This is a genomic window from Rhizobium sp. CCGE531 (assembly GCF_003627795.1).
Classification (GTDB): domain Bacteria; phylum Pseudomonadota; class Alphaproteobacteria; order Rhizobiales; family Rhizobiaceae; genus Rhizobium.
This window is the reverse complement of the sequence record NZ_CP032687.1, coordinates 145026-167713: the sequence shown is the minus strand read 5'-3', so window position 1 is coordinate 167713 and position 22688 is coordinate 145026. Positions and strand designations below refer to the sequence as shown.

Below are 22688 nucleotides of genomic sequence, written 5' to 3'. Positions count from 1 at the left end.
GAGGACGATCATGAGCATCTCTGCTATCTCAAACGCCGATGACGAACGCGCCAGCGAGCGCGAAAACGTGTATGCCTACGAGGCGCCCGTTCGCCTCTGGCACTGGATAAACGCTTTCTCCATCCTGGCGCTGGCGCTGACGGGTTATTTCATCGGCAGCCCATTGGCGGCGGCACCCGGCGAGGCGAGCGCCAATTTCCTGATGGGCTATATCCGTTTTGTCCATTTCGCCGCCGGGCAGATCCTGGCCGTGGCCCTGATCCTCAGAATCTACTGGGTCTTCGTCGGCAACGTGCATGCACGCCAAATCTTCTACGTTCCCTTCTGGAGCGGACGGTTCTGGAGCGAATGGCTGCACGAGGTGCGCGTTTACACATTCCTTACTGGACGCGCGTTGAAATATGCTGGCCACAATCCGCTGTCGCAATTCGTCATGTTCGTGACGTTCACGCTGCCGCTGACATTCATGGTGATCACCGGATTTGCGCTCTATGGCGAAAGCGTCGGCCACGACAGCTGGGCATACAGGCTGTTTGGTCGGGTATTCTTCATCTGGCCGAACAGCCAGTCCGTTCATACCCTTCATCATCTGGGAATGTGGGTGATCCTGATCTTCGTGATGATCCATATCTATATCGCGGTACGCGAGGACATCGTCAGCCGCCAGAGCATCGTTTCGTCGATGATTTCGGGCGAGCGGCTGTCCAAGCACAACGAGGACTAGGATGGACGAAGCGAACTCTCGCAAACCGAACGTTTTGGTGCTCGGCATTGGCAATATTCTCTGGGCGGACGAGGGTTTTGGCGTCCGCGCTGTCGAAGCCTTCCACCAGGCCTATGCGGTGCCGACCAACGTCACCGTGCTCGACGGCGGCACCCAGGGCCTTTATCTCGTGCAATATGTCACCGAAGCCGATCATCTGATTGTATTCGACGCGGTCGACTTCGGTCTCGCGCCCGGCACGCTGAAGATCGTCGAGAATGACGACGTGCCGAAATTCACCGGCGCCAAAAAGATGAGCCTGCACCAGACAGGCTTCCAGGAAGTTCTGAGCGCTGCCGACCTTCTCGATCGCTATCCCGCAAGACTCGCACTGATCGGCTGCCAACCGGTGGACCTCGATAGCTGGGGCGGACCGGTGACTGAGCCCGTCAAATCCGTAATCCCGGCCGCCGTAATGGTAGCCGCCGGCATCCTGGAGCGATGGGGCGTCGCCATCAGTTCGCGCCGCACCGCCGCGCCCGCTCTCCTCGCCAACGACATCGATTTTGCACATTACGAGCGGCGAGCGGACCGGGCGAATTGAGTGGTTCAGGGGGGTTCCGATGCAACCGAGGCAGTCGTCGGTTGCGTTCCTGTTCGCCGGCTGCATCCAAAACCCAAGGACCCGCGCGAGAACCCTTCCGGTTCCCAATATCATGAACCCAGGCAGATCGAGGGGCTGATTGTGTGCATAGGAATTCCGATGCAGGTGACTGGTGGCGAATTTACAGCGGAGTGCGAGCGCCACGGATCGGTTTTTGCGATTTCGATGGTGCTGGTCGGCCCGCAACCGGTTGGGACGTACGTTCTTACTCATCTAGGATCTGCGATCCGGGTGCTCGATGCCGACGAAGCACACAAGATCGACGATGCGTTGGCCGGTCTTGCTGAAGCGGTCGAAGGACGGTCATTCGAAACGCTATTTGCCGATCTTATCTCCCGCGAGCCGGAATTACCGTTGCATTTGCGGGAAAACTGGCAGTTCGTATTTCTCAACTGAACGCAATCTCCTCTTCCTTGTCGGCCACATGTTCATGTGGACTGTCCAAGGGCAGCCGGAGACGGACGAGATCGATCCTGCTGGCTGCGGGCGGATTGCTGAATATTGCGAAGCGTAACGCGCTGCCTCAGCATCGGGGCCGCGTGTGCGCATCCGCATAAGACCGCGACCGGAATTTTCCTTCAGATCAATACGACCCATCTTTCTCAGCAACTGGTACGCCGCTTGCAGATCCCAAGTGCGAGAATGAATTACACGCTGATTTGGAGCAGACAATGCCAGCCTACCCAGTTGGCTCCCTAAACGGCCGAAGCTGCCGAGCCGCAATGCTCATATCCGACATTGCTGCAACGCTTGCGGTGCAAAAAGCCGGCCAGCCGGGGCAGCTATTCGACATTTTCGAATTCGACGACGATGACAAGAAATTGGTCACGCAGACGCTCGGCAAGGGCGAGGTTTGCGGGGTAGCGGCGCTGCCCTCCGGGGTCCTGGCGCAGTTCAAGGAAGCGGTTATGGCCGGCGTCTGGCATATGCGCTTTACCGACCCCGCCGGCGACCTCATTGCGGAATATATCGAGGTCGGCCCGATTCCTATGACGGTGCGGAGGGCCTGCACGGCGCTGCCGGCCTTGGTCTCACATGGACCTGCGCCGCCTGGCGCTATGAACGTCATGCCGGTGCTGACCGAGATCGGTGACCGCATTGTCCAGTACCGGGATGGCGATCCTGCGCACGCTATCATTTTGTCGTTGTTTCCGATGAGCATCGAGGATGTGAATTTCCTGCAGGTCACGCTCGGAGCCGGTCCCGTACAACTGACATCACGCGGCTACCGCACCTGTCGCGTGACGGCAGCAGGGGCCCGAAACGTTTGGTCCGTACAGTTTTACGACAACATGGATGAGATCGTCCTCGACATGCTGCAAATCGTCGACATCCCATCCCTCGCCCTCGCGACTGAAGAGGATTTCCGCGACTCCGCCGCGCGCCTGCGTGATGTCGAGGAGGCTTATTTCAAATGATCAGCTTCGAGAATCTCGTCACGCATGTGACCGTTTCGGATAAGGATAGGGTGAAAGGCGGCACATGCTGGACGTCTATGCGCCCGCGAAAGGCGCTTCGGAAACGAGCTTGCTGGCATTCGGCGGGCGAACGACCGCATCGTCGCGACGCCACGGTTCATGATTTTGGCTGCTGTAGGCACGACTCGGAATGTGCGGGCAGGCGTGATCGAATTCATCGCCGGCAAAAATCCGAGACGACTGGCGGTTTTGATTCCTGCTTGCTGTTTTTCATGGCCTTTGAGTTTGAAACGATGGGGACGGTGTTGAAGGCGATGCGCGCATTTTTCAACATCGTTGCGCTCGCGCCGCCATCCCATCCAACCGCCAGCCCCATGCGCCGTGATCTGCGTTGGAGGGTTTTCCGAGCGCTTCGGGAGCTTGTTGCATGACCTATCTCCTTAGCGCCGGCTCGATCCGGATCGATGTGACGGTGTCGCAAGCGCTTGCCTGTTTCGTGGACGTGAGGGTCAACCGCCCGCAAGAATTGGCACGCATGTTCATTGGCCATCGACCGGAAGAGGCGCCCATGCTTGTCGGATGGGTTTTTTCGCTCTGTGGCTATTCGCAATCGGTGGCGGCGCGCCTTGCCATCCTGAATGCAGCCGGCCTACCGATGCCCATCGAGGAGCAGCTCGCGGCGGTGGCCGGATTGCTTGCCGAACGGATATTCGAAACTTTGAGGGCGCTGATTTTGCACTGGCCCTCATCAATATCGTTACGTCTGGTGGCTGACGCGGGCCAATATCTGCGCGGCGCCCTGGCCGCGTCGCAGGCAATCATCGGCCAATCGCGAGAGAAAAAAGTGAACCATAGTGCCCTGGCTGCCAACGCGCGGCGGCTTGCCGATGCAGCAGAGGGGCTCGGCATCTCGAAAGACGACGGATTGTCGCCGGATGGCACGGCTTGCGCGGCGATTTTTCGAGATATCAAGGACGACCGAACTTTTTCAGGCCGGCGCCCTGATCCGCTGAGTGCCGCCGATGATGCCGAAGTTATTGCCCATCTTTGCAAAGATGCGCACTACTGCGCCTTGCCGCATCTTGCCGGTCGGGTCGTCGAAACCGGTGCTTATGCCCGGCATTGCGACACCAGCAGGCCAGACGATCCGCACCTTAGGCAACGCTTCATGGCACGCATAGGCGACGTTGGCCTTTGCTTGAAGCAACTCGCGCATCTTGCCAAGGGCCAGAATGATCCTTCCGAACTGATGGCCGGTGGTTCGGTGCCCGGCGACGGCGGCTTTGGCGTGGTGGAATGTGGGCGTGGCAGACTTTATCATCAGGCCGAGATCGACGCGAACGGGAAACTTTGCGCCTACCGGATACTGGCCCCGACCGAATGGAATTTTCATCCGGCCGGTCCATTTGTCAAAACCCTACTGTCATCGCGGATCGGTGCTCATGAATCAGCAGCCCGGTCAGTTTATCGCCTCGCGGCTCTGTTCGATCCCTGCGTCGAGTTCAAGCTTAACGTTCGCGATGCCGCGCATGCATGAAATGTCGTTGATGGAGAGTGTGATCGCCATCGTCTGCGAGATGGCGCAGCTAAATGGTGCGAGCGCAGTCAAATCGATCCGCCTCGATGTCGGTGTCTTGAGCCATATCAATCCGGATTCGCTCCTGTTCTGCTACGAAGCTGTGCGGCGTGGGACGATTGCCGAACATGCCGCACTCGAAATCAACCGCATCGCCGGCGAGGGCTGGTGCCTCGATTGTGGGAAGACGGTGCCCCTCGATGAGCGATTTGGCGCCTGCCCGGATTGTGGGCGGTATCAGGTGCAGGCGACGGCGGGCGATGAATTGAGGATCAAGGACATGGAGGTGATCTGATGTGCACGGTATGCGGCTGCGAGATGGCAACATTGGAAGATGGCAAGAGCAAGACAGGCGCGCAAGGCGACCATGATCATCATCGCGGTCACCTGCACGATCATGGACATCCTCATGATCGTCACTACGCGGAACACGGTGCGCTCCAACATCATCAACGGATTGCCGGCGTGCATGTCCCGGGCATGAACCCGGAGCGCATCGTCCAGATCGAAAAGGACATCCTGTCCAAAAACAATGCCTATGCTGCCGAAAACCGGGCTCGGTTCGTTCGTGACAGCATCTTTGCGCTGAATTTCGTTTCAAGCCCCGGGTCGGGAAAGACCAGCTTTCTGGTGCGCGCCATCACGACCTCAAGGACCGAATGTCGATCAGCGTGATTGAAGGCGACCAGGAGACCTCCAACGATGCCGCACGCATCCGCAAGACCGGTGTTTCCGCAATCCAGATCAACACCGGCAAGGGCTGTCACCTCGACGCCCACATGGTCGGCCACGCGGTCGAGGACCTGGCGCCCGAGCCCGGTTCAGTCTTGTTCATCGAAAATGTCGGCAATCTTGTCTGTCCCTCCGCTTTCGATCTCGGCGAGGCCCATAAGGTCGTGGTGCTTTCGGTTACCGAGGGCGAGGACAAGCCGCTCAAATATCCCGACATGTTCGCGGCCGCCGACCTGATGATTCTCAACAAGTCCGACCTGCTACCGCATCTCGACTTCGATGTCGGGCGCTGCATCGCTAATGCGCTGCGCGTCAATCCACGCCTTCGCACTCTCACGGTTTCTGCGCGCAGCGGCGACGGCATGGAAGCGTTCTATTTCTGGCTGGAGGCTGAGGCGGCCCGGATCGCGAAAGCTTCGCAGGTAGTCTGACGATGGTGAGCACCTTGGCATCCATGGCGGAAGATCGTGTCCGGCGGTTGCGAGTGCGTGTGCGCGGTGCCGTGCAAGGGGTGGGATTCCGGCCGTTCGTCTATAGGCTTGCGAGAATGATGCAGCTTACCGGCTTCGTGCTCAACGACAGCGCCGGCGTGCTGATCGAGGTCGAGGGCACCGCTGTCGACTGCTTTGCGGAACGCGTCTGGAAGGAGGCGCCGCCGCTTGCCCGCGTCGATACCGTCGATAAGCTGGAACTGGAGCCGGCCGGCGACGAAACGTTCGAAATCCTCGAAAGCGTCGGCGGCCGTGGCGCCACGCGCATTGGCGCCGACGCTGCCACCTGCGTCGAATGCCGGCACGAACTGAATGATCCGGACAACCGCTTTTTCGGTTATCCTTTTGTCAACTGCACTCATTGTGGCCCGCGCTTCACCATCACCCGTGCGCTCCCCTATGATCGCGGCCGGACCTCGATGGCTGCGTTCCCGATGTGCAGCGCCTGCGGCGCAGACTATGCCAACCCCGAAAGCCGGCGGTTCCATAGTGAGCCCCTCGCCTGCCCGGCTTGCGGCCCACAGCTTAGCCATCCTATCGCGGAGGTCTCCGCGCGGCTCATGAATGGCCAGATCATTGCGATCAAGGGCGTCGGCGGCTTCCAGCTCTTCTGCGACGCACGCAATGATACGGCGATTGATCGTCTCCGACGACGCAAAATGCGCGACGAGAAGCCGTTCGCGATCATGGTGCCGGACATTGAGACAGCCCGAATACTTGCCAGGCCCTCGCGGGCGCAAGAGGATTTGCTCGCCTCGACCGCCGCCCCGATCGTCCTTATCGAGGCGCGTGATCACCTTTCCAAGCTCATCGCTCCCGGCCTCAGTCGGATCGGCCTGCTGCTCGCCCATGCGCCGGTGCACCACCTGTTGTTTGCCGCGTTTGCAGCAGAAGCGGCCGGCGCTCCCGCCGCTCTGATTGCGACCAGCGCCAATCCGGAGGGTGAACCGCTCGTATCAGATAATGACGATGCCATGCATCGGCTTCCCGGGGTTGCCGACCTGATCGTCACACATGACCGTGACATTGCCATTCGCGCTGACGATTCCGTCATGCAGGTAATTGACGGCGCGCCGAGCTTTCTGAGGCGCGCCCGGGGTTTTGTGCCGGAGCCGGTCGATCTTGGCGAGGACGGCCCATGCGTGATTGCCACCGGCGCGGACTTCAAAAACGCGATCTGCGTGACACGGGGCCGGGAAGCGTTCCTGTCGCAGCACATCGGCGGTCTCGACAATGTCAAAGCGATCAGATTCCAGCGGGAAGCCCTCGAGCATCTCTGCTCTATCCTTGATGTCAGGCCCGAATTTGCTGCCTGCGATCTGCATCCGGATTTTCGTTCAGCGCGGATCGCGGAACATTTGGATTTGCCGCTTCTGCCGGTGCAACATCACCTCGCCCATGTCGCGGCCGTGGCGGCGGAACATCATGCCGGCGGGCCGGTCCTCGGGCTTGCACTCGACGGCCACGGCTATGGCGTCGATGGCAGTAGTTGGGGAGGCGAAATGCTGGTCGTCAACGGTCCTCGCTGGCGACGGCTCTCTTCGCTTCTGCCCTTGCCGGCGCCAGGCGCCGGCCGGGTCGCGCGGGAGCCCTGGCGCATGGGAATTGCCGCTCTTCAGGCCGCCCGCCGGCGCGACCTTGCGGCCACGCTTTGGCCCGGACATCCTGGTGTCGCGCAACTTGATGCGATGTTTTCCCGCGGCTTGCAATCAGCCGATACGTCCAGCTTGGGGCGGCTATTCGATGCAGTGGCTGCGATAGCGGGCGTCCGCCTCGTCCAGAGCTACGAGGGGCAGGCAGCAATGGAACTCGAAGCACTCGTCGATGATCCCCAATGTCTTGCCGGGGGCTACAGTCTCGCCGATGGCCTGCTTGATTTCCGACCCCTCATCATCCATCTGGCGGAGCGGCAGCTTGGCCGCCGAAAGGCCGCAGACCTATTCCACGGCACGCTGATCAGCGGCCTCGCCGATTGGGCTTCCCTTGGTGCATCGCAGGCTGGCACGCGAGCGATCATGCTCGGCGGCGGCTGCATCACAAACCGCATTCTGGCCGAAGGTCTTTCCAGCGCCTTGCGCGACCATGGCCTCGAGCCCTACCTGCCGCACCAGATCCCGCCCAATGACGGGGGTATAGCGCTCGGTCAGGCCGCCTTTGCACGGCACGTCATCAAACACGACTGCGCCCAGAACTGGGAGCACCGGACATGTGCCTAGCCCTACCGGTCCAGGTGGTGGAATTGCTGCCAGACAATATGGCCAAGGTAACGCTGGACGGCGTCTTAAAGGTCATATCGATTGCACTCGTGGAGGATGTGACGCCCGGTGACTATCTCATCCTCCACGTCGGCTACGCGCTTGCAAAGATCGAAACTGAAGAAGCAGAAAGGACGCTTGCCTTGATCCGCGAAGCTGCCCTGGGAGGTCCGGCGTGAAATATATAGACGAATACCGCGATGCCAAGCTCGCCAAAGATATTGCTCGCCAAATCGCAGCGGCGGTAGATCCGGCGCGCAGCTATCATTTCATGGAATTCTGCGGCGGCCATACCCATGCAATTTCGCGCTATGGCCTTGAAGACCTGCTGCCGTCCAATGTGCAGATGATTCATGGACCGGGATGTCCAGTCTGTGTGCTGCCGATCGGCCGCATCGACGCAGCGATCGCGCTTGCCATGTGCCCAGAAATCACACTTTGCACCTATGGTGACTTGATGCGTGTACCATCCTCAAACGGCTCGAGTCTGCTCAAGGCCAGGGCGACCGGCGCCGATATTCGCATGGTCTATTCGACACTCGATTCGCTAAACATCTCCGAAGCCGAACCGAACAGGCAAGTCGTCTTCTTTGCCATCGGTTTCGAGACCACGACGCCGCCGACGGCGCTGTCGCTGCGGTTCGCGATCGCTAAGGACCTCGCAAACTTTTCGATCTTCTCAAACCACGTGCTAACACCGGCTGCGATCCAGACTATCCTTGAAAACTCCGATGCTCGCACGCTCGGCACTATCAAGATCGACGGATTGCTCGGCCCTGCACATGTCAGCACCGTCATTGGTACGCAGCCATTTGAAGTCCTTGCCGAAGAATATAACAAGCCGATCGTGGTGGCAGGCTTCGAGCCGCTCGATGTCATCTATTCAATCCTGATGCTCGTCCGCCAGGTCAATGAGGGCGTCCATAAAGTCGAGAACCAGTATATCCGAGCCGTGACCACCCTTGGCAACGAGAAGGCGAGGCGCGAGATCGCCAATGTCTTCGAATTGCGGGAAAGCTTCGAATGGCGGGGACTGGGCGCGATTCCCCAAAGTGGGCTTGGCCTCAGGCCTGGATATGCCAAATACGATGCCGAGAAACGTTTCGACGTCGTGACGCCGGCGGCAAAAGACAATCCGGCCTGCGAATGCGGCGCCATCCTGCGCGGTGTGAAGAAGCCGTCCGACTGTAAGCTGTTTGGTAAGGTTTGCACGCCCGATTCGCCGATGGGTTCCTGCATGGTGTCGTCGGAAGGCGCCTGCGCCGCGTATTGGCTCTACGGCCGTTTCGGCAGGCAGGGAAAGGCGGACGAAAGCAGCAGGACGATCGCATGACCACGAAAGCCAAAAGGTCGCGGCTCGACCTCAGGAACGGACGCATCGATCTCTCGCATGGGGCGGGGGGGTGCGCCACGGACCAGTTGGTCAAGGGCATTTTCCACAGGGCCTTCGACAATGACTGGCTCCGGGCTGGCAACGATCAGTCGGCATTTGCGGTTCCGGCAGGGCGCATGGTGATGACCACCGACAGCTATGTTGTCTCGCCGCTGTTCTTTCCGGGGGGCAATATTGGCTCGCTTGCGGTGCATGGGACGATTAACGACATTGCCATGGCCGGCGCATGCCCGCTCTATCTTTCGGCAGGTTTCATTATTGAAGAGGGGTTTCCGCTCGCAGATCTTAATCGAATTGCCGACGCCATGGGAGCGGCCTCCCGCGCGGCAGGTGTGCCAATCATCACTGGCGATACGAAAGTGGTTGAGCGCGGCAAAGCCGACGGCGTGTTCATATCCACCTCCGGCATCGGCATGATTCGAGCCGGTCTCGACCTACGCTCCGATGCCGCGCGGCCAGGCGATGCGGTCATCATCTCTGGTTCGATAGGCGATCACGGCGTCGCCGTGATGTCGAAGCGCGAGAACCTGGATTTCGATACGGACATCATATCGGATTGCGCTGCGCTGCACGGGTTAGTAGCGGCAATGGTCGAGGTCGCCGGATCGTCAATCAGGCTGATGCGAGATCCAACGCGCGGTGGACTTGCGGCGACACTCAACGAAATCGCCAATGCCTCAAATGTCGGCCTCCGCATCGACGAGGAGACCATTCCGATCAAACCGGAAGTAGCCGCGGCCTGCGAATTGCTCGGCCTCGACCCGCTCAACGTCGCCAACGAGGGCAAGCTCGTCGTATTGGTGGCGCCAGAGTTTGCGAATGCGCTGCTCGCCGTCATGCGCGCGCATCCGTTGGGTGCGCAGGCCGCATTGATCGGCCATGCCGAGGATGACGACCATTGCTTCGTCCAGATGGCGACGTCGTTTGGTGGCAGTCGCATTGTCGATTGGCTATGGGGCGAACAGTTGCCGCGGATCTGCTGAGCACGGCTGTGCATATCGCTTCACGCAAGACGGCGTGCCCGGAGCCAGCAACGAGCTTGGTGAGCAGCTTTAATGCGTACTTTCCATACGCACTCCCTCCTGTGGCCATGAAGAGATCTAAGTGCGGGCACACAAACATGATTGGTTCACAAGATCTCGCGCTGATCGCTGAATCGCGCGAGCATCTGTCGAATCTGCATATTTTCTTGACGAAGATATTTCATCAGCAAAGCCTTAAGCCGTCGATTCTCTTCTTCAAGTGCGATTAGCTCCTCGCCTGAGATATCGTCGTGGCTGGCGTTTGATTGGCCGCTTGTCATTTCGTCGGCATTATCGATATTCGCTTCACGTCGACGCTTTATGTTCTTTCGAGACCGGCTGGAAGAGCCCTCTTTCGGTTGTGAAACAGAGGCGAAGATCGCCCCATCGTCCTTCTGAGACGGGCACGTTTGTTCGGTTTCGAGAGAGGACGCCGCAATCCGTTTATCATCGCCGGTTTCAACCTCGTCGTTGAGATGAGTCTCTGGTATTGGATCCGACCACAGCTCGCTTTCTCGCTTCGGAACATCTGAGACGGTGTCAGGCTCGAAGAGATGTGGTGCGTCTGCCTCCGCCTCGCGCGCCAGCGTCTTGAGGTCGGTATCACCCCAGATAGAAGCTGGCTGGATCGTTGATCTGCGCCGGGCCGATTTGAGCTCGACAACGAATTTTCGCTGCTGTGTTTTCATGTATGTCCCATCTTTGAGATCGTAAGGAGGATTACGATCGGTCAAATCGCTCAAGCATCTTTTTAAGCTGATCATTCTGCAAAAGCAGCTTTTGAGCCAATTTAACCCTCAGTTGCGTGATTTCCTCGTCCAGGTTTGTCACCTCTTCGAAAAAGCCGTCCTCAGACGATGAGGATGTCTCATCTTGAGCATTGCTTGAGACAGCTGTGCTCTGCGCAGTGACGTCAATGTGAACTCCTTTCGCATGTGCCGGCTTTTTCGTCCGCGGTATGCCAGGGACCCGACTGCGCGTATTGCTTTCAAGCGGCACCGCGGAAGCTTCAGCGCTCGGCTGCCCGACCTCCGGAGGCGACAGTTCTTGAACCTCGTCACCTTCAACCGGTGCCGCACCTCCAATTTCGACCTCACCTTCGAATTCTTTTGAATCAGTCCTTATGATCTCAATAGATCGGCTTTCATCGGGCTCGGAGCTACTGGAGGGCTCTGGTGGGTTTAGCGCAAGCTGCGGTACGTCTTGAGTTTTGCTTTGGCTTGCGTCGGTATCGACACCATGCCCAATCGAACTTTCGGGTGCGGACTGTCGCCGCGACGTTAATCGAGCAAGGAATTTCCAGGGTAATTTCATAGTGCCTCAACCTCGACCAGTCCGTATCCATAGTGGCGCCGCAGCTTGACACCGGGCTCGGAAGGCGAGCCCGGCGAACGCATCTTCTGCCGAGAAGGATAGCTCAGGTCGATTTCGCCACCATCCCGCTGTTGATCGGCGATCAATCTAGCCCGAGCCGCTTGCGCAGATCGGCATTTTCGGCACGCAATTTCTCTGCCAAGAGGTTACGCAGCCTCTTATTCTCTTCTTCCAGCTGAAGAAGATCCGCCATCTCGTCCCTTGCCGAAATGGCCGTCGTACCTTTTTGCACGGACTGCTGTGCCGGCCTCTTGGCTGCAGTGTCCTTTATGGGTTCCTTGACGGAGATGTCGGCCACCTGCATTTCGACAGGCTGGGACTTTGTGTCTGCGGCTTGGTCGCTACGCTTCCTGCGACCTCGCGGCGCCTTCGCGGGTTTCCCAACCTGCGTAGTACCCGCTGCCTCGGCAGTTGCTTTCGGGCGTCGCGGAGCGCGCTGTTTTTTAGGCGCCGGCGTTTTTACCGGTATATTCGTGTCTGCCATCTCAGTGCTTGTGCCAGTATTATTCTCGTCAGCCATGAGTATCTCCCTCTGTCGGCAGGAGTTCTTTTCGGCTGAGTGAAAGACAGAGTCAACATTGGTGATTTTGTGGCCTACTTTTTGGACAGCACCTCTCAAAACTCGTGCCTAAAGGCGAGCGGCTGGCCTGCGGACTTTGGCAATGAAAAAATGCAGAGCTTGCGAGGTCGAACCGTCTCTCGAACGACGAGTTAGCGACCACATCTGCCAGGAAAGGGAGCTCCCCCTACCAGCTTCTGCGATCGCTCACGTCATTCAATGTTCGGATTTTCCTAAATCATTTGCAATAGATCGATGCTTCAGCTGGCACCCGATTCTTGACAGATATGTGCAAAGCCCGTTTGCACCGTCATGGAAATTGGCCCTTGGTTTGACCGACAAAGAGGATACGAAATGCGTGCACCATCAGGTTCTGTTCCCGGACTTTGCTCTGCCTCCGCCACCATGTTCGCTGTCGGAATGGCGTTCCTTGGCTATTGGGGAGTGTATGAGCCAGGCGGCTGGCATCGGTCCGATTTGATCGTCGTGTCTTGGCGCTAATCGGTTTTGCGGCGCTTGGCTCAGTTCCTTGGATCGTAACGACCCCTGTCGCGGAGGAAGGCCAGGAAAAGATCGTAGCCGCCAGGCGAGCGCTGTTGCTGGGCGTCGCATTGATCTGGTTGTCCGTTCTCGTGTCGTTTTTTTCTTAAGCCTCAGTCCGCACCAGACTGGGATTGCAGGGTCTGTGCAGTTCCTTGGCTGGATCGAGCACATCCAGTACGCAACTCCATGCGCCAACAGCTTCAGCTGCCCAGGAACCCCCAAATCCACCAGCAATTTGTTGCAATTCGGTTTTCGAGAAAGATGGCGGTTTTCATTTGAAATGTGGATGATTGCAAAGGATTTGACCAGATGCGGTCTCTAAGGACTGGGGCCGTTCTCTGCTTAGATTATGAAATTCAGCAATTCGCAGACGACGAGACCCGCCGCGCCGCGCAGGCCGGCGACATCTTCACGATCGCCGAGGGCAAGGGCGATCTCGTTATCTCCGGGATTGAACATCAGTTGCCTGACGCTCTTTCGAATAAGATCTAACATCAATTTTCCGCCATGCACGATGTCGCCATGCAAAGTGATGCAGCTGGGTGCCATCAGCTGTTGAAGGTTCACTAACCCGACAGAAATATTGGACGCGTAGTCTTCAAGCAGTTCTTTTGCCCCTTTAGCGCCAGTTTCGGCGAGCCACACCAAGCGGCTCGCATCCAACAAGCCAGCCTGCGGCAGGCCCCTGGCCCTTGCTTCGCCTCTCAGCCATGGCAGTGTCGCGATCGTTTCCCAACATCCGCGTCGTCCGCATCTGCACATTTGGCCATTGAGTTGCACGATGGTATGGCCGATCTGGCAGTGTTTACCCCCGGCGGCCCTATAAGGATGTCCATCGACATAGAGGGCCGCGCCCAACGACTGACCGATGTAAACGACCGCAAAATTTCTCTGTCCACGTCCTTGCCCGAACCAACGGTCGCCAACCAGCAAGGCTCTGGCATCTTGGTCGACGCAAGCCGGAACCCCGAAACGCTTTGCTAACTCCGCTTTTATCGGAAAGCCATGAAGGTACGGCGCGAAATCCATAGCCGCGATCGAGCCCGTTTGCGGGTTGAGCTCTCCTGCAACTGCCATGCCGATGCCTAGAACCTCTTGGTCGGCAGATGCGACTGACTTCTCAATGCAGGCACTGACGATCTGAAATGCATCGGCAGCATCTGTCAGATCTTTCGCCAAATCCACCTCGTGTTGAGCATAGAGCTCGCCCTCCAGAGAGACCAAGCATGTGTGGACACGGTCGTGCATCAGCCGAACTGCGCAGATCGGCTTGGCCCCTTTCGAGAACCACAGCTTTGTAGCGGGTTTTCCGCCGGACCGATCGGGGGGTACCAGGTCGCCTTCTTCAAGAATACTCTGATTGATCAGTGGTTGGACTATGCCGCCGATGGTTGCGCGGCTGGCACCGGTGACGCGCGCAAGCTCGACCCTGCTGGACGGACCCATATCGTAAAGGGCCTGCAGCAAGCGTCCTCGATTTGCAATCCCTAGCGTCCGCGCGGCGATTAGGGGATGAGCTGGCCTAAATCCTTTACTGTCGCTCTGGTCCCCCTCGGCCGGCCTGATGAGGCGCTTGCCAGATCCTTCGTGAGTGTTCGCGTTGCTCGCACACGCAATTGATGGTTTTTCCGTTCTTTTTATCATGGACTCCGTCTGATCCGACTTTCTCTTGTTGTGGAAACTCGATCGTCTTTACGCCACTCCCGCCTGAGTGCCTGCAGTCGTTGCCGAACGCTCCCGAACCCCCGAACCGATATAGCAATCATCACACACCTGCTTTTCTCCACCGCCGTTTGAATGTTCATTTCGAAAACGAAGAATTATCCTTCGAGTATATATTTATATTCGGGATTAAAATTTCCAAAAACCGGAGCACTACAACAGAAAGTCCCACAAACGCAAAATATACTTTTAAATATATTTCAGAACTACTGTTGATCTGACCTCCTAAAACATTAGAACTCTTCAGCAAATCGACAGACATCGACGTAACCAATCGCCGGAGGAATAAATGAACGAATTTGCCAGCAATAATCTGGACCTCTGTGAGTCCGGAGGGCACCAGCGAGAAAGGGATCTCGCTCTCCTTGGTGGGGAGCCCACCGTTCCTTCCGGGCGGATCACGCCTTGGCCAGCCACACAGACGGAGCATTTGGATGCACTCCGCGAAGTTGTAGACAGTGGAAAGTATCATCGGGTCAATCACCCTATCGTGGCCGATTTGGAGCAGGATCTCGCTACTTGGACGGGGAAGTGGAAGGTGCGCGCCGTCGGCAGTGGTACGGCGGCAATCCATATCGAGCTTGATTATTTTAAAGGTCGAGGCGAGCAGGTGGTGACTGCGGCGCTAAATTGGCCGGGCGCGGTGGGGCCAATTGCGATTAGTGGCCTTCAGCCCGATTTCGTTGATGTCGACATGAACCTCGCCGGGATCGATCAAGACGCGGCAGCCGACCGATTCGGACCCGGTGTCGGAGCGGTTCTCATTACCCATCTCTTCGGGAATAACATTCGTGTTCCTGATGCAAGATCTGCCGCGCGCGCCGAAGGGATTGCCGTGATTGATGACGTCTGCCAATCGATCGGCGCCATAAAAGCGATCGCAAATGGGGCATACATTGATACAGACGCCCTCGCTTTGTCTGGCAACGGCGCCAAGCATCTTGGAGCCGGCGAGCTCGGATTCGTGATTACGGAGGACAAAGATCTAATTGAACATGTGGACTGCGTTTCACTGACGAGTTCATCTCGAAACGGAGATCGGACTTTTTCGCCGTCTTCAGCAGGATATAACTACCGTCCGAACGTCTTCTCCTCCTCCATAGCAAAAATGCGATTGAGCAACCTCGAGACACAACTTCAGATTCGAAGGAATAATGGGAAAATTCTATGGGAAATGATCCGAGATCTCTCCGGTATATTTCCCCTCTTCGACCCATCTGACTGCAATCAGTCCATGCTCAGCTTCCCACTTCGCATCGAGCCGGAAGCTCTCGGTTTTGGTCCGGGTCCGACGGCAAGGGATACCATCGTCAAACTGCTGCAGGCGGAGGGCGTGCCCGTTTTGATCTGGCTCAGGAAGCCAGTGTTCGAATATCTGCCGAATATTGCCAAGGATTGGAAAGCCGCCGATTTTCCAAACACGGTAAAACTTTTAGATACCATGTTTTGCGTATCGGAAATCGCGCCACCCAACGAAGCCGGGGTAATGGAACTTTACGCAGAAGCATTTCATCGGGTCTGGACGGCTCTTTCCAAGTTTGGCCCAAAGATTTCCGATATCATGACAACCGTCTGGACAAGCTGAATCCAAGCAAAGTCACCTTCGCGCTTGCTCTCTTGCAACGCCGTTTTCCAGCGACAACGGAGTGATCCCATGACCTCGTACAAAACGCCAAAACTTCTGATTTTCGATTGTGATGGAGTCCTAATCGACAGCGAAATCATTGCGACAGCGGTTCATATCGAAGTGTTGGCAGCGCACGGATATAATATAGCTGCGGAGACTTACAATCGTCGCTTCACAGGCATGACTGATCGGCAAACCTATTCAACCATCGAAGCTGAGTCTGGCTTGCGCTTGCCGGCGGGGCATCATGAATATGCTATGGCAGAAATTGGTAGACGGTATGCCAGCGATCTCAAAGCCATCTCAGGCGTCAACGAAGTTCTGGATGCCATTGATGTGGCGCGTTGCGTGGCATCGAGCAGCAATCTGAAGGAACTGCATTTCGCGCTCAAGCTAACAGACCTCTACGATTATTTTTCGCCGAATGTATTCAGTGCTTCCCAAGTCTCACGTGGCAAGCCCGCCCCGGATCTTTTTCTATTTGCGTCTGAGAGAATGAACACGTCGGCGGATAATTGCTTGGTCATCGAAGATAGCGTTGCCGGGGTCCAGGCGGCTGTGGCGGCTAAAATGCGGGTAATTGGTTTCGTCGGTGGTTCTCATTGTCCTCTTGGACATGCTGAAAAATTGCTGGAAGCCGGCGCCATGAGAACATTCAGCCAGATGGCGGCTTTGCCAGAAATTCTATCAAGTTGATGGTTGGGCGATGGTGTGCCAGGCAGGCTGGAGCCGTAGCGAGCGAACCAAACGCGCAAATGCGTTTGCGTTGGAGGGTTACCCAGGTGAGGACCCCTTTTGTCCGCGGCTACTGATCAGCGTCAGATTATCCCGCTGCAATGCTCTTTAGGAAGAGCTTCAATCTAAAGCAACCCGACACTCGGCAAATAGGAAGAGACGATGGCTGAAAAGCAAATACACATTCAAGCTCCAATAGTGATTGAGTATCTGGAGAATTGTCGCGATCTGGTTCCGGTTTGTGCAAGCTGGTCCTTTGGGCAATGGGGTTGTCAGGCCAATGGCTCATTCGAGCAGACACAGCGTGAGTTCCAAGCCTCCTCAAGAAGTTCTATGCCGCTAACTTTGGTTGCTAGCGAAGACAGCAGACCCACAGGGATGATCAGCCTTTCCAATTGTGATTTTAAAGGAAGGCCTGATCTTTCGCCCTGGCTAAAGTCGCTGTACGTCCATCCATTTCATCGCAATAAGGGTACAGCTTCATTGCTGGTTAAGAGGCTGGAACACGAAGCTTTGCGCCTCGGCTACGAAAGGCTTTATCTTACCACGGAGAGCGCAAAGCTCCTCTATACAAAGAATGGCTGGTCGGAAATGGACCACGTACAGACACCTTATGGTGATGCGACTTTAATGACAAAGATGTTGCTGGTCGCAAGTACGGCCTAGGTCAGACGGGCCAAGGGGCGCCTGTGTTGGTCTGCGTGTACTCAAACCTCCTCCGGGACTCCAACTGATCTGACCGTGTGAACATATCGTAGACTGCCATGAATCGTGTTTCGGACCATCAGATCATGGAAGGCGTGACCTCAGCCAGACTGTCATCTATAGTGGACTTCAAAAATCACGTCCCCACGAATCCTTAAGCAGCCCAAAGCGTTGTGGCGTTTGAATTTCCCGGCGTCACGCGGTCTTCAATTGCATCGACAGAGGAAACTGAAAAATGTGGCTTTGCGAGAATGCTCTCCAATGTCGCGGAATAGCCGTTCCAACTTCCGCTGGTGAACAGGTCCCCGCAAAGGCTGACGCGGCCTATAATGCGGTACTTCAATTGCTTTACCGCTATGCTCGCGTGCCGGTGCAACATCTTAGTGATCAGGAGCTTGCCTGCGAACTGGACCTTGGGCGGACACCGATACGTGAAGCACTCATCCGACTTGCCGCAGAGGGCAAGATCGTTTCGATCCCTCAGAAAGGCTATTTCACCAGGCCGCTCGTGGAGGGAGCATTGTTGGACTTGTATGGTATCGCACGTCAAACCCTCACCTACGCGGTCTGGCGTATGCGGCCGCATGTGCCGGATACTGACGGCGAGCGTGACAACCCGCCCCGCGACCAGCTCGCGATACATGCCGAAGCCGTCTTTGCCCAAATTGCCCAGCTGTCGGCAAACTGCGAAATCTGCCGAATTGTCGACAAATTCTGTTTTTGCTCACATCCCGTCCGGATGGAAATAATTATCTCGGAGCTTGGCCCTTCCTACGAACAAAGCCTTGCAAGGCTGATCGACGCGATGCGGTTATTGAGCAAGGCAACGGGCGCGGTGGAATCAGCATTGATGAGTCACCTTGATCTCGAACAGAACGCGCTCCCACGCGTCGTACAAGAGGTAAACAGGCGGCGGTCGACAAGTTTTCCTCGGCTGGTGAGAAGTTCGTAAATATGCAGTTGTGATTGCCGAAATCGAGCTCCGCGGCTGGACACATGACGGCAACCTTCGTCATGCCTCCTACAAGGGTTTGCGCGAAAACCAGGATAATGCCGCTGTCTTCGACATCGCCGAGCGGCCTGCGAGGGCGCTCGACCCTTTCGAGGAGCGCCCTATCGAACCTGGACGATCGCGCGCGGCGGGCCGAGCAAATCACCTGCTGACATTACTCACCCCAAATTCGTCCGCCGATGCCCCCATTTGGAGCGATCTCGTCGATACGCTTGAGGTCCGCGTCCGTCAGTACCAGTTCCGCGGCGGAAATGTTCTCCGACACACGTTGCTGATTGCGAGCACCTGGGATCGGCACGATGTAGTCCTTTCGCGTGAGCAGCCAAGCCAACGCAAGCTGGGAGAGGCTGACGCCTTTCGCCGCGGCGAGCGAGGTGAGCTCTTTTGCAATCTCGACGTTCTTGGCGAAATTCGCCGGCGCCCACCACCCGAGGTTCTGCCGGAAATCGTCGGCGGCGTATTGATCGCGAGATGCTACGTGGCCAGTCAGGAAACCACGCGCCAACGGGAAATAGGCAACCAGTCCGATGCCTAATTCTTCAAGGACCGGCAGCAGCGGCTCCACGTCCCTGGCGAGGATGGAATACTGGTATTGCTGAATCGAGATAGGGGCAACGGCACTGGCGCGACGGATGGTGTCCTCATCCGAGTTGGAGAGGACCGAGGCATTTCACCTTACCCGCGTGGACAAACTCCTGCATCACGCCGACCACTTCTTCGATCGGGACGTTGGGGTCGGGAATGTGCTGGTAAAGCAGATCGATGGTGTCGATGTTCAGATTCTTGAGTCTGGAGTCCACAACGTCACGGATGGTCTCCGGCCGGGAGTCAGGGGAGTAGCTTTCCGTCAAGCCGAATTTCGTTGCGATCGTCACCTGATCACGAATTGGCCGCAGCGCAATGCCGAGCAGCTTCTCACCTTCACCCCAGCCGTACATGCGTGCGGTGTCGAAGTGGGTGACGCCGAGCTCATGGGCGCGGCGGATGGCCGTGATCGATTCCTGATCGTCGCTGGGGCCGTAACCGATGGCGGTGCCCGTGGCACCGTAACCAATGGCGCCGACCGTAAGGCCGTGTCGGCCAAGCTTGCGTTGCTGCATCGTGAATGTCCTTTCTTATCCGATGCGCCCATTTTGAGTTTGACACTTCGATTGACGATGTCCGATCCTACCGTTTCATTGCCTGATCCTGCTGATCGCTTGACGTTTGCAGGCTAACGAGGGCAGATGGCCCCATGACCGATCTTGCCCAGCTCAAAGCCATTGTCTTGCGCCATGCAGGCAAGCCCCAACCGAAGATGCCGCGGGTCAGCGTCAGCACCTTCGATCGACCGTCGGAGCCGGGCTGGCGGTCTACAACCCGGTTGTCTGCTTCGTGCTGCAAGGATCCAAGCAGGTCTTCATCGGCGACCAGGTGCTTGAGTATGGCGCCGGCCACTGCATGGTCGTGGCGGCCGAACTCGCCGCCATGGGACAGATCAGCGAAGCGTCACCCGAGGAGCCCTATGTCGCTCTCAACCTCTACATCGATCCGGAGGTAATATCCGCACTGCTCCTGGAGATGGGCAGCATGCCGGAACCCCCAATGAATAAAGGATTCGGCTTCAGCCCCGCAGGGCCGGCATTGATCGACGCCTGGCGGCGCCTCGTTGAACTTCTCGACCGCCAGGATGAAATCCCGATCATGGCGCGTCACAGGGAGCACGAACTCATGTTTCGCTTGCTCATGGGACCTCAAGGGGCGTTGCTCCGGCAGATTGCCGGCAACGGTAGCCGCCTGTCCCATGTCCGGCGGGCAATGGCATGGATTCGCGAGCATTACACGGAGCATCTCAGCATCGCAGCCATGGCCACTGTGGCCGGCATGAGCGTGTCGGTGTTCCATCGCCGCTTCAAGGCGATTAGCGGCTTGAGCCCGCTCCAGTACCAGAAGCAAATCCGCCTGCACGAGGCGCGTCGGCGCCTGATCGCGGAGCGCTCAGAAGCAGCAAGCGTCGCCTACGCTGTCGGCTACGAGAGCGTTTCGCAGTTCAGTCGCGAATACAAACGGCTGTTCGGCGCACCACCCCGGCAGGACGCCGGAAAACTGCAGAACATCGTTGAATCGGTAGCCTAGTCTTCTTAGAGCTCATGCACGAACCAGCGCGCGACAGGCTTCAATTTCGCCCAGATGATCCAGCACCCAGGTCGCCAGTTGCATGATCGGTGCGGCAAGAGACCTGCCGAGATCTGTCACGCCATACTCGACCTGAGGCGGCACGGTCGCATAGACCTTGCGGGTCACCATCCCGTCCGCTTCCAGAGACTTCAGGTTGCGGGTGAGCATTTGTTGGGAAATCTCGCCTATCACGCGTTTCAACTCATTGAAGCGCCGCGGCCGGTCGGCAAGCATCGTGATCTTCAGGATGGTCCATTTGTCGCGGATGCGGCCGAGAATCGCGTTGACCCTGCGACAGTTGGGGTTTGGTATAAGGCTGATTTGGCGGGACAGGCATATGCATGTGACTACGCCTCGAAAATATGCGTTGTTGCGGCATCGGCAGTCAGTAACGACCGTTCCTGCCAGATCATCGACGTGGGATTTGAAGTGGTGGAACGAGAGAGCACACGACAGTCTGATTGGGTCTCGCGCAAACCCTAAGCTGGTTCCGGCGATGAGTCGTGATCGGCGGCGCGTCGGAACTCAAACAACGTCGTTCTTTGCCTCACAGGACTTGACGGGGTGTGGCCCATAATGGAGATGTCGCTTCGTGGCTTTGCCGCTCAATTCTCCCTTCTTCGCGTAGGAGAAAGTCACTTTGAACAGAAAGTCACCGGTCTATCTGAACGCGCTGCGTGCCTTTGAAGCCAGTGCACGTCACGGCAGCTTCTCCGGGGCTGCCGAGGAACTCAAAGTCACCTCAGCTGCGGTAGGACAGATGGTGCGGGGGTTGGAGGATTGGCTGGGAATGCCGCTCTTTCATCGTACCACCACCGGAAAGGCGAGGCTTACCCCGACCGAACGGGCCGAACATGCCCTTCCCGATATCAGGGCAGGGCTCGATCAGCTAGTCATTGGGCTGGAGCGTCTTCGCGCGTCCGCAACGAGCGGAATCCTCAACGTAACCGTCAGTCCTGCTTTCGCCGCCAAATGGCTATTGCCCCGCATCGACCGCTTCCAGGCCAGATGTCCGGAGACCGACATTCGGCTCGAGACGAGCCTGAAGCTGGTCGATTACAAGGCACATGGAATAGACATTGGCGTGCGCTACGGAGATGGAAGCTGGCCGGACCTGATCGCCGAAAAGCTGATGGACGAGGAAGTCTTTCCTGTCTGTTCGCCCAGGTTTTCAGAAATTGGAAGTCTAAACGTCCCAGCCGATCTGACGCGCCAGACGCTCATACACGATCTCTCCGTGGACCCGGCACTCGGTTTTGTCACCTGGGACCGCTGGCTGCGCGCCGGCGGCGTATCAGATTCCCAGCCGCAAAGGGGCATGAGTATCAATAATTCCGCTGCCGTCCTGCAGGCTGCGATCGAGGGTCGGGGCGTAGCGCTGGCCCGCAGCATCCTCGCCCATGACGATCTGACTGCGGGAAGGCTCAAGCGGCTCTTCCCCGATGTGACCGTGCCATCGACGCTTGCCTACTACATCGTCTACCGGTCGCAGTATGCGTCGCTGCCGAAACTGCAGGCCTTTCGCAACTGGCTGCTTGAAGAAGCCGGCACGGCACGGCCCTAACTCGGCCGCAGCGCAGCGCGCCAAGATTTTCTTTGCCGCGCCCAAGAAACTCTCATTTGTCAAGCCGGCCATGCGGGCGCATCAAACGGCGCATATGCATTTTTGGCGAGGAACATCCCTCGCCGCGTGCGGCCAAGCGAAACCCGAAAGTATGACCGTGGCTTATCTCCAAATCACCCTTCAGATCGCCGCCGCGAACCGTCGCGCTGCCATCGGCATCTATCAGAAATACAAGGAAACGTTCCTCACAGACATCGGAGCGACCTCCAAGGAGCTTCTGATCCGCGACGATGACGTGCAGGTTCTCCATGGGTTCAACAGCGTTGAGGACGCAGGGCCTATCTCGAAAGCGAACTCTTCAACGACGACGACGTCACCGATTGAAGCCGCTGCTGGCGGCAGCGCCGGACATTCGGATTTACGCCATCGCCTGAAC

Annotated in this window: 24 protein-coding genes and 4 pseudogenes; 21 read left to right on the top strand and 7 right to left on the bottom strand. The window is 57.5% G+C overall.

What is annotated here, in order from left to right:
- Nucleotides 1–10: 10 nt before the first annotated feature.
- The 12 genes and pseudogenes from cybH to hypE all read left to right on the top strand — a co-directional run bounded on the left by cybH (nt 11) and on the right by hypE (nt 10215).
- Nucleotides 11–724: a Ni/Fe-hydrogenase, b-type cytochrome subunit gene (gene cybH / locus CCGE531_RS30600; protein ID WP_240535392.1), complete on the top strand. Its 714-nt coding sequence runs from the start codon at nt 11–13 to the stop codon at nt 722–724.
- 1 nt (nt 725) lies between these two features.
- A complete protein-coding gene (locus CCGE531_RS30595) occupies nt 726–1307 on the top strand; it encodes a HyaD/HybD family hydrogenase maturation endopeptidase (RefSeq protein ID WP_004112860.1) in 582 nt (193 codons plus the stop codon).
- Nucleotides 1308–1448: 141 nt separating this feature from the next.
- Nucleotides 1449–1763 carry a HypC/HybG/HupF family hydrogenase formation chaperone gene (gene hypC, locus CCGE531_RS30590; RefSeq protein WP_004112857.1) on the top strand — a complete coding sequence of 105 codons (315 nt, stop codon included), beginning with the start codon at nt 1449–1451 and terminating at the stop codon, nt 1761–1763.
- 326 nt (nt 1764–2089) lie between these two features.
- Nucleotides 2090–2785: a hydrogenase expression/formation protein gene (locus tag CCGE531_RS30585; protein ID WP_004112855.1), complete on the top strand. Its 696-nt coding sequence runs from the start codon at nt 2090–2092 to the stop codon at nt 2783–2785.
- Nucleotides 2782–3216, top strand: a complete 435-nt coding sequence (locus CCGE531_RS34560) for a hypothetical protein (protein ID WP_028754846.1) — start codon at nt 2782–2784, stop codon at nt 3214–3216. Before CCGE531_RS30585 ends, CCGE531_RS34560 begins: the two co-directional genes overlap by 4 nt.
- Before the next feature lie 41 nt (nt 3217–3257).
- Nucleotides 3258–4322 carry a hydrogenase assembly protein HupF gene (locus CCGE531_RS30580; RefSeq protein ID WP_240535391.1) on the top strand — a complete coding sequence of 355 codons (1065 nt, stop codon included), beginning with the start codon at nt 3258–3260 and terminating at the stop codon, nt 4320–4322.
- Entirely contained in the window at nt 4315–4656 is a 342-nt protein-coding gene (gene hypA / locus CCGE531_RS30575) for a hydrogenase maturation nickel metallochaperone HypA (protein WP_004112848.1), read from the top strand. The genes CCGE531_RS30580 and hypA overlap by 8 nt, the downstream gene beginning before the upstream one ends.
- Nucleotides 4656–5524 (top strand): annotated as a pseudogene (gene hypB / locus CCGE531_RS30570) (hydrogenase nickel incorporation protein HypB). Before hypA ends, hypB begins: the two are co-directional and overlap by 1 nt.
- Nucleotides 5525–5526: 2 nt before the next feature.
- Nucleotides 5527–7800, top strand: a complete 2274-nt coding sequence (gene hypF / locus CCGE531_RS30565; protein ID WP_120670757.1) for a carbamoyltransferase HypF — start codon at nt 5527–5529, stop codon at nt 7798–7800.
- Nucleotides 7791–8018: a HypC/HybG/HupF family hydrogenase formation chaperone gene (locus CCGE531_RS30560; protein WP_004112840.1), complete on the top strand. Its 228-nt coding sequence runs from the start codon at nt 7791–7793 to the stop codon at nt 8016–8018. Before hypF ends, CCGE531_RS30560 begins: the two co-directional genes overlap by 10 nt.
- The gene (gene hypD, locus CCGE531_RS30555) at nt 8015–9172 is read left to right on the top strand and encodes a hydrogenase formation protein HypD (protein WP_004112837.1); all 1158 of its coding nucleotides are present in this window, start codon (nt 8015–8017) and stop codon (nt 9170–9172) included. The genes CCGE531_RS30560 and hypD overlap by 4 nt, the downstream gene beginning before the upstream one ends.
- Nucleotides 9169–10215 (top strand): hydrogenase expression/formation protein HypE, encoded by a 1047-nt coding sequence (gene hypE / locus CCGE531_RS30550; protein WP_120670755.1) that lies wholly within the window; start codon nt 9169–9171, stop codon nt 10213–10215. Before hypD ends, hypE begins: the two co-directional genes overlap by 4 nt.
- Nucleotides 10216–10361: 146 nt before the next feature.
- Here hypE and CCGE531_RS30545 read toward each other — a convergent pair whose 3' ends face one another.
- From CCGE531_RS30545 to CCGE531_RS30535, 3 genes are all read right to left on the bottom strand, one after another.
- The gene (locus CCGE531_RS30545; protein ID WP_244441506.1) at nt 10362–10997 is read right to left on the bottom strand and encodes a hypothetical protein; all 636 of its coding nucleotides are present in this window, start codon (nt 10995–10997) and stop codon (nt 10362–10364) included.
- Nucleotides 10975–11568 (bottom strand): hypothetical protein, encoded by a 594-nt coding sequence (locus CCGE531_RS30540; protein WP_120670753.1) that lies wholly within the window; start codon nt 11566–11568, stop codon nt 10975–10977. The genes CCGE531_RS30545 and CCGE531_RS30540 overlap by 23 nt, the downstream gene beginning before the upstream one ends.
- A gap of 142 nt (nt 11569–11710) precedes the next feature.
- Nucleotides 11711–12148 (bottom strand): hypothetical protein, encoded by a 438-nt coding sequence (locus CCGE531_RS30535; protein WP_004112820.1) that lies wholly within the window; start codon nt 12146–12148, stop codon nt 11711–11713.
- Between the two features lie 393 nt (nt 12149–12541).
- Between CCGE531_RS30535 and CCGE531_RS35035 the strand changes: the two are divergent.
- Nucleotides 12542–12837, top strand: a pseudogene (locus CCGE531_RS35035) (hypothetical protein).
- A 235-nt stretch (nt 12838–13072) separates the two neighbouring features.
- On the opposite strand, the gene CCGE531_RS30525 reads toward CCGE531_RS35035, so the two are convergent.
- On the bottom strand, nt 13073–14197 hold the full coding sequence (locus tag CCGE531_RS30525; RefSeq protein ID WP_240535390.1) for an ROK family protein: 1125 nt from the start codon (nt 14195–14197) through the stop codon (nt 13073–13075).
- A gap of 544 nt (nt 14198–14741) precedes the next feature.
- Here CCGE531_RS30525 and CCGE531_RS30520 point away from each other — a divergent pair.
- The 5 genes and pseudogenes from CCGE531_RS30520 to CCGE531_RS35030 all read left to right on the top strand — a co-directional run.
- Entirely contained in the window at nt 14742–16037 is a 1296-nt protein-coding gene (locus tag CCGE531_RS30520) for a DegT/DnrJ/EryC1/StrS family aminotransferase (RefSeq protein WP_120670751.1), read from the top strand.
- Between the two features lie 69 nt (nt 16038–16106).
- Nucleotides 16107–16775, top strand: coding sequence for an HAD-IA family hydrolase (locus tag CCGE531_RS30515; protein ID WP_004112813.1), 669 nt, complete (start codon nt 16107–16109; stop codon nt 16773–16775).
- A 201-nt stretch (nt 16776–16976) separates the two neighbouring features.
- Entirely contained in the window at nt 16977–17480 is a 504-nt protein-coding gene (locus CCGE531_RS30510) for a GNAT family N-acetyltransferase (RefSeq protein ID WP_004112810.1), read from the top strand.
- A 274-nt stretch (nt 17481–17754) separates the two neighbouring features.
- The gene (locus CCGE531_RS30505; protein WP_120670749.1) at nt 17755–18471 is read left to right on the top strand and encodes a GntR family transcriptional regulator; all 717 of its coding nucleotides are present in this window, start codon (nt 17755–17757) and stop codon (nt 18469–18471) included.
- A 10-nt stretch (nt 18472–18481) separates the two neighbouring features.
- A pseudogene (locus CCGE531_RS35030) lies at nt 18482–18601 on the top strand (ATP-dependent DNA ligase); the annotation flags it as partial.
- Between the two features lie 84 nt (nt 18602–18685).
- On the opposite strand, the gene CCGE531_RS35345 reads toward CCGE531_RS35030, so the two are convergent.
- Nucleotides 18686–19132 (bottom strand): aldo/keto reductase, encoded by a 447-nt coding sequence (locus CCGE531_RS35345; RefSeq protein WP_348633859.1) that lies wholly within the window; start codon nt 19130–19132, stop codon nt 18686–18688.
- A 40-nt stretch (nt 19133–19172) separates the two neighbouring features.
- Nucleotides 19173–19631: an aldo/keto reductase gene (locus tag CCGE531_RS35340; RefSeq protein ID WP_348633858.1), complete on the bottom strand. Its 459-nt coding sequence runs from the start codon at nt 19629–19631 to the stop codon at nt 19173–19175.
- Nucleotides 19632–19905: 274 nt separating this feature from the next.
- Between CCGE531_RS35340 and CCGE531_RS30490 the strand changes: the two genes are divergently transcribed.
- Nucleotides 19906–20646, top strand: a complete 741-nt coding sequence (locus tag CCGE531_RS30490) for an AraC family transcriptional regulator (RefSeq protein ID WP_240535389.1) — start codon at nt 19906–19908, stop codon at nt 20644–20646.
- A 12-nt stretch (nt 20647–20658) separates the two neighbouring features.
- On the opposite strand, the gene CCGE531_RS30485 is transcribed toward CCGE531_RS30490, so the two are convergent.
- Nucleotides 20659–20922: a helix-turn-helix domain-containing protein gene (locus CCGE531_RS30485; protein ID WP_004112797.1), complete on the bottom strand. Its 264-nt coding sequence runs from the start codon at nt 20920–20922 to the stop codon at nt 20659–20661.
- Nucleotides 20923–21328: 406 nt separating this feature from the next.
- Between CCGE531_RS30485 and gcvA the strand changes: the two genes are divergently transcribed.
- Together gcvA and CCGE531_RS30475 are read left to right on the top strand one after the other, a co-directional pair.
- Complete coding sequence (gene gcvA / locus CCGE531_RS30480; RefSeq protein ID WP_004112795.1) at nt 21329–22252, top strand: transcriptional regulator GcvA; 924 nt, start codon at nt 21329–21331, stop codon at nt 22250–22252.
- A 151-nt stretch (nt 22253–22403) separates the two neighbouring features.
- Nucleotides 22404–22686, top strand: a pseudogene (locus CCGE531_RS30475) (hypothetical protein).
- The last annotated feature ends 2 nt before the right edge of the window (nt 22687–22688 follow it).

Bases quoted from the DNA above. Each gene is read 5' to 3' on its own strand.
- cybH (WP_240535392.1), top strand. From the start codon at position 11: ATGAGCATCTCTGCTATCTCAAACGCCGATGACGAACGCGCCAGCGAG.
- CCGE531_RS30595 (WP_004112860.1), top strand. From the start codon at position 726: ATGGACGAAGCGAACTCTCGCAAACCGAACGTTTTGGTGCTCGGCATT.
- CCGE531_RS30585 (WP_004112855.1), top strand. From the start codon at position 2,090: ATGCTCATATCCGACATTGCTGCAACGCTTGCGGTGCAAAAAGCCGGC.
- CCGE531_RS34560 (WP_028754846.1), top strand. From the start codon at position 2,782: ATGATCAGCTTCGAGAATCTCGTCACGCATGTGACCGTTTCGGATAAG.
- hypA (WP_004112848.1), top strand. From the start codon at position 4,315: ATGCATGAAATGTCGTTGATGGAGAGTGTGATCGCCATCGTCTGCGAG.
- hypF (WP_120670757.1), top strand. From the start codon at position 5,527: ATGGTGAGCACCTTGGCATCCATGGCGGAAGATCGTGTCCGGCGGTTG.
- CCGE531_RS30560 (WP_004112840.1), top strand. From the start codon at position 7,791: ATGTGCCTAGCCCTACCGGTCCAGGTGGTGGAATTGCTGCCAGACAAT.
- hypE (WP_120670755.1), top strand. From the start codon at position 9,169: ATGACCACGAAAGCCAAAAGGTCGCGGCTCGACCTCAGGAACGGACGC.
- CCGE531_RS30540 (WP_120670753.1), bottom strand. From the start codon at position 11,568: ATGAAATTACCCTGGAAATTCCTTGCTCGATTAACGTCGCGGCGACAG.
- CCGE531_RS30535 (WP_004112820.1), bottom strand. From the start codon at position 12,148: ATGGCTGACGAGAATAATACTGGCACAAGCACTGAGATGGCAGACACG.
- CCGE531_RS30520 (WP_120670751.1), top strand. From the start codon at position 14,742: ATGAACGAATTTGCCAGCAATAATCTGGACCTCTGTGAGTCCGGAGGG.
- CCGE531_RS30515 (WP_004112813.1), top strand. From the start codon at position 16,107: ATGACCTCGTACAAAACGCCAAAACTTCTGATTTTCGATTGTGATGGA.
- CCGE531_RS30510 (WP_004112810.1), top strand. From the start codon at position 16,977: ATGGCTGAAAAGCAAATACACATTCAAGCTCCAATAGTGATTGAGTAT.
- CCGE531_RS30505 (WP_120670749.1), top strand. From the start codon at position 17,755: ATGTGGCTTTGCGAGAATGCTCTCCAATGTCGCGGAATAGCCGTTCCA.
- CCGE531_RS35340 (WP_348633858.1), bottom strand. From the start codon at position 19,631: ATGCAGCAACGCAAGCTTGGCCGACACGGCCTTACGGTCGGCGCCATT.
- CCGE531_RS30485 (WP_004112797.1), bottom strand. From the start codon at position 20,922: ATGCTTGCCGACCGGCCGCGGCGCTTCAATGAGTTGAAACGCGTGATA.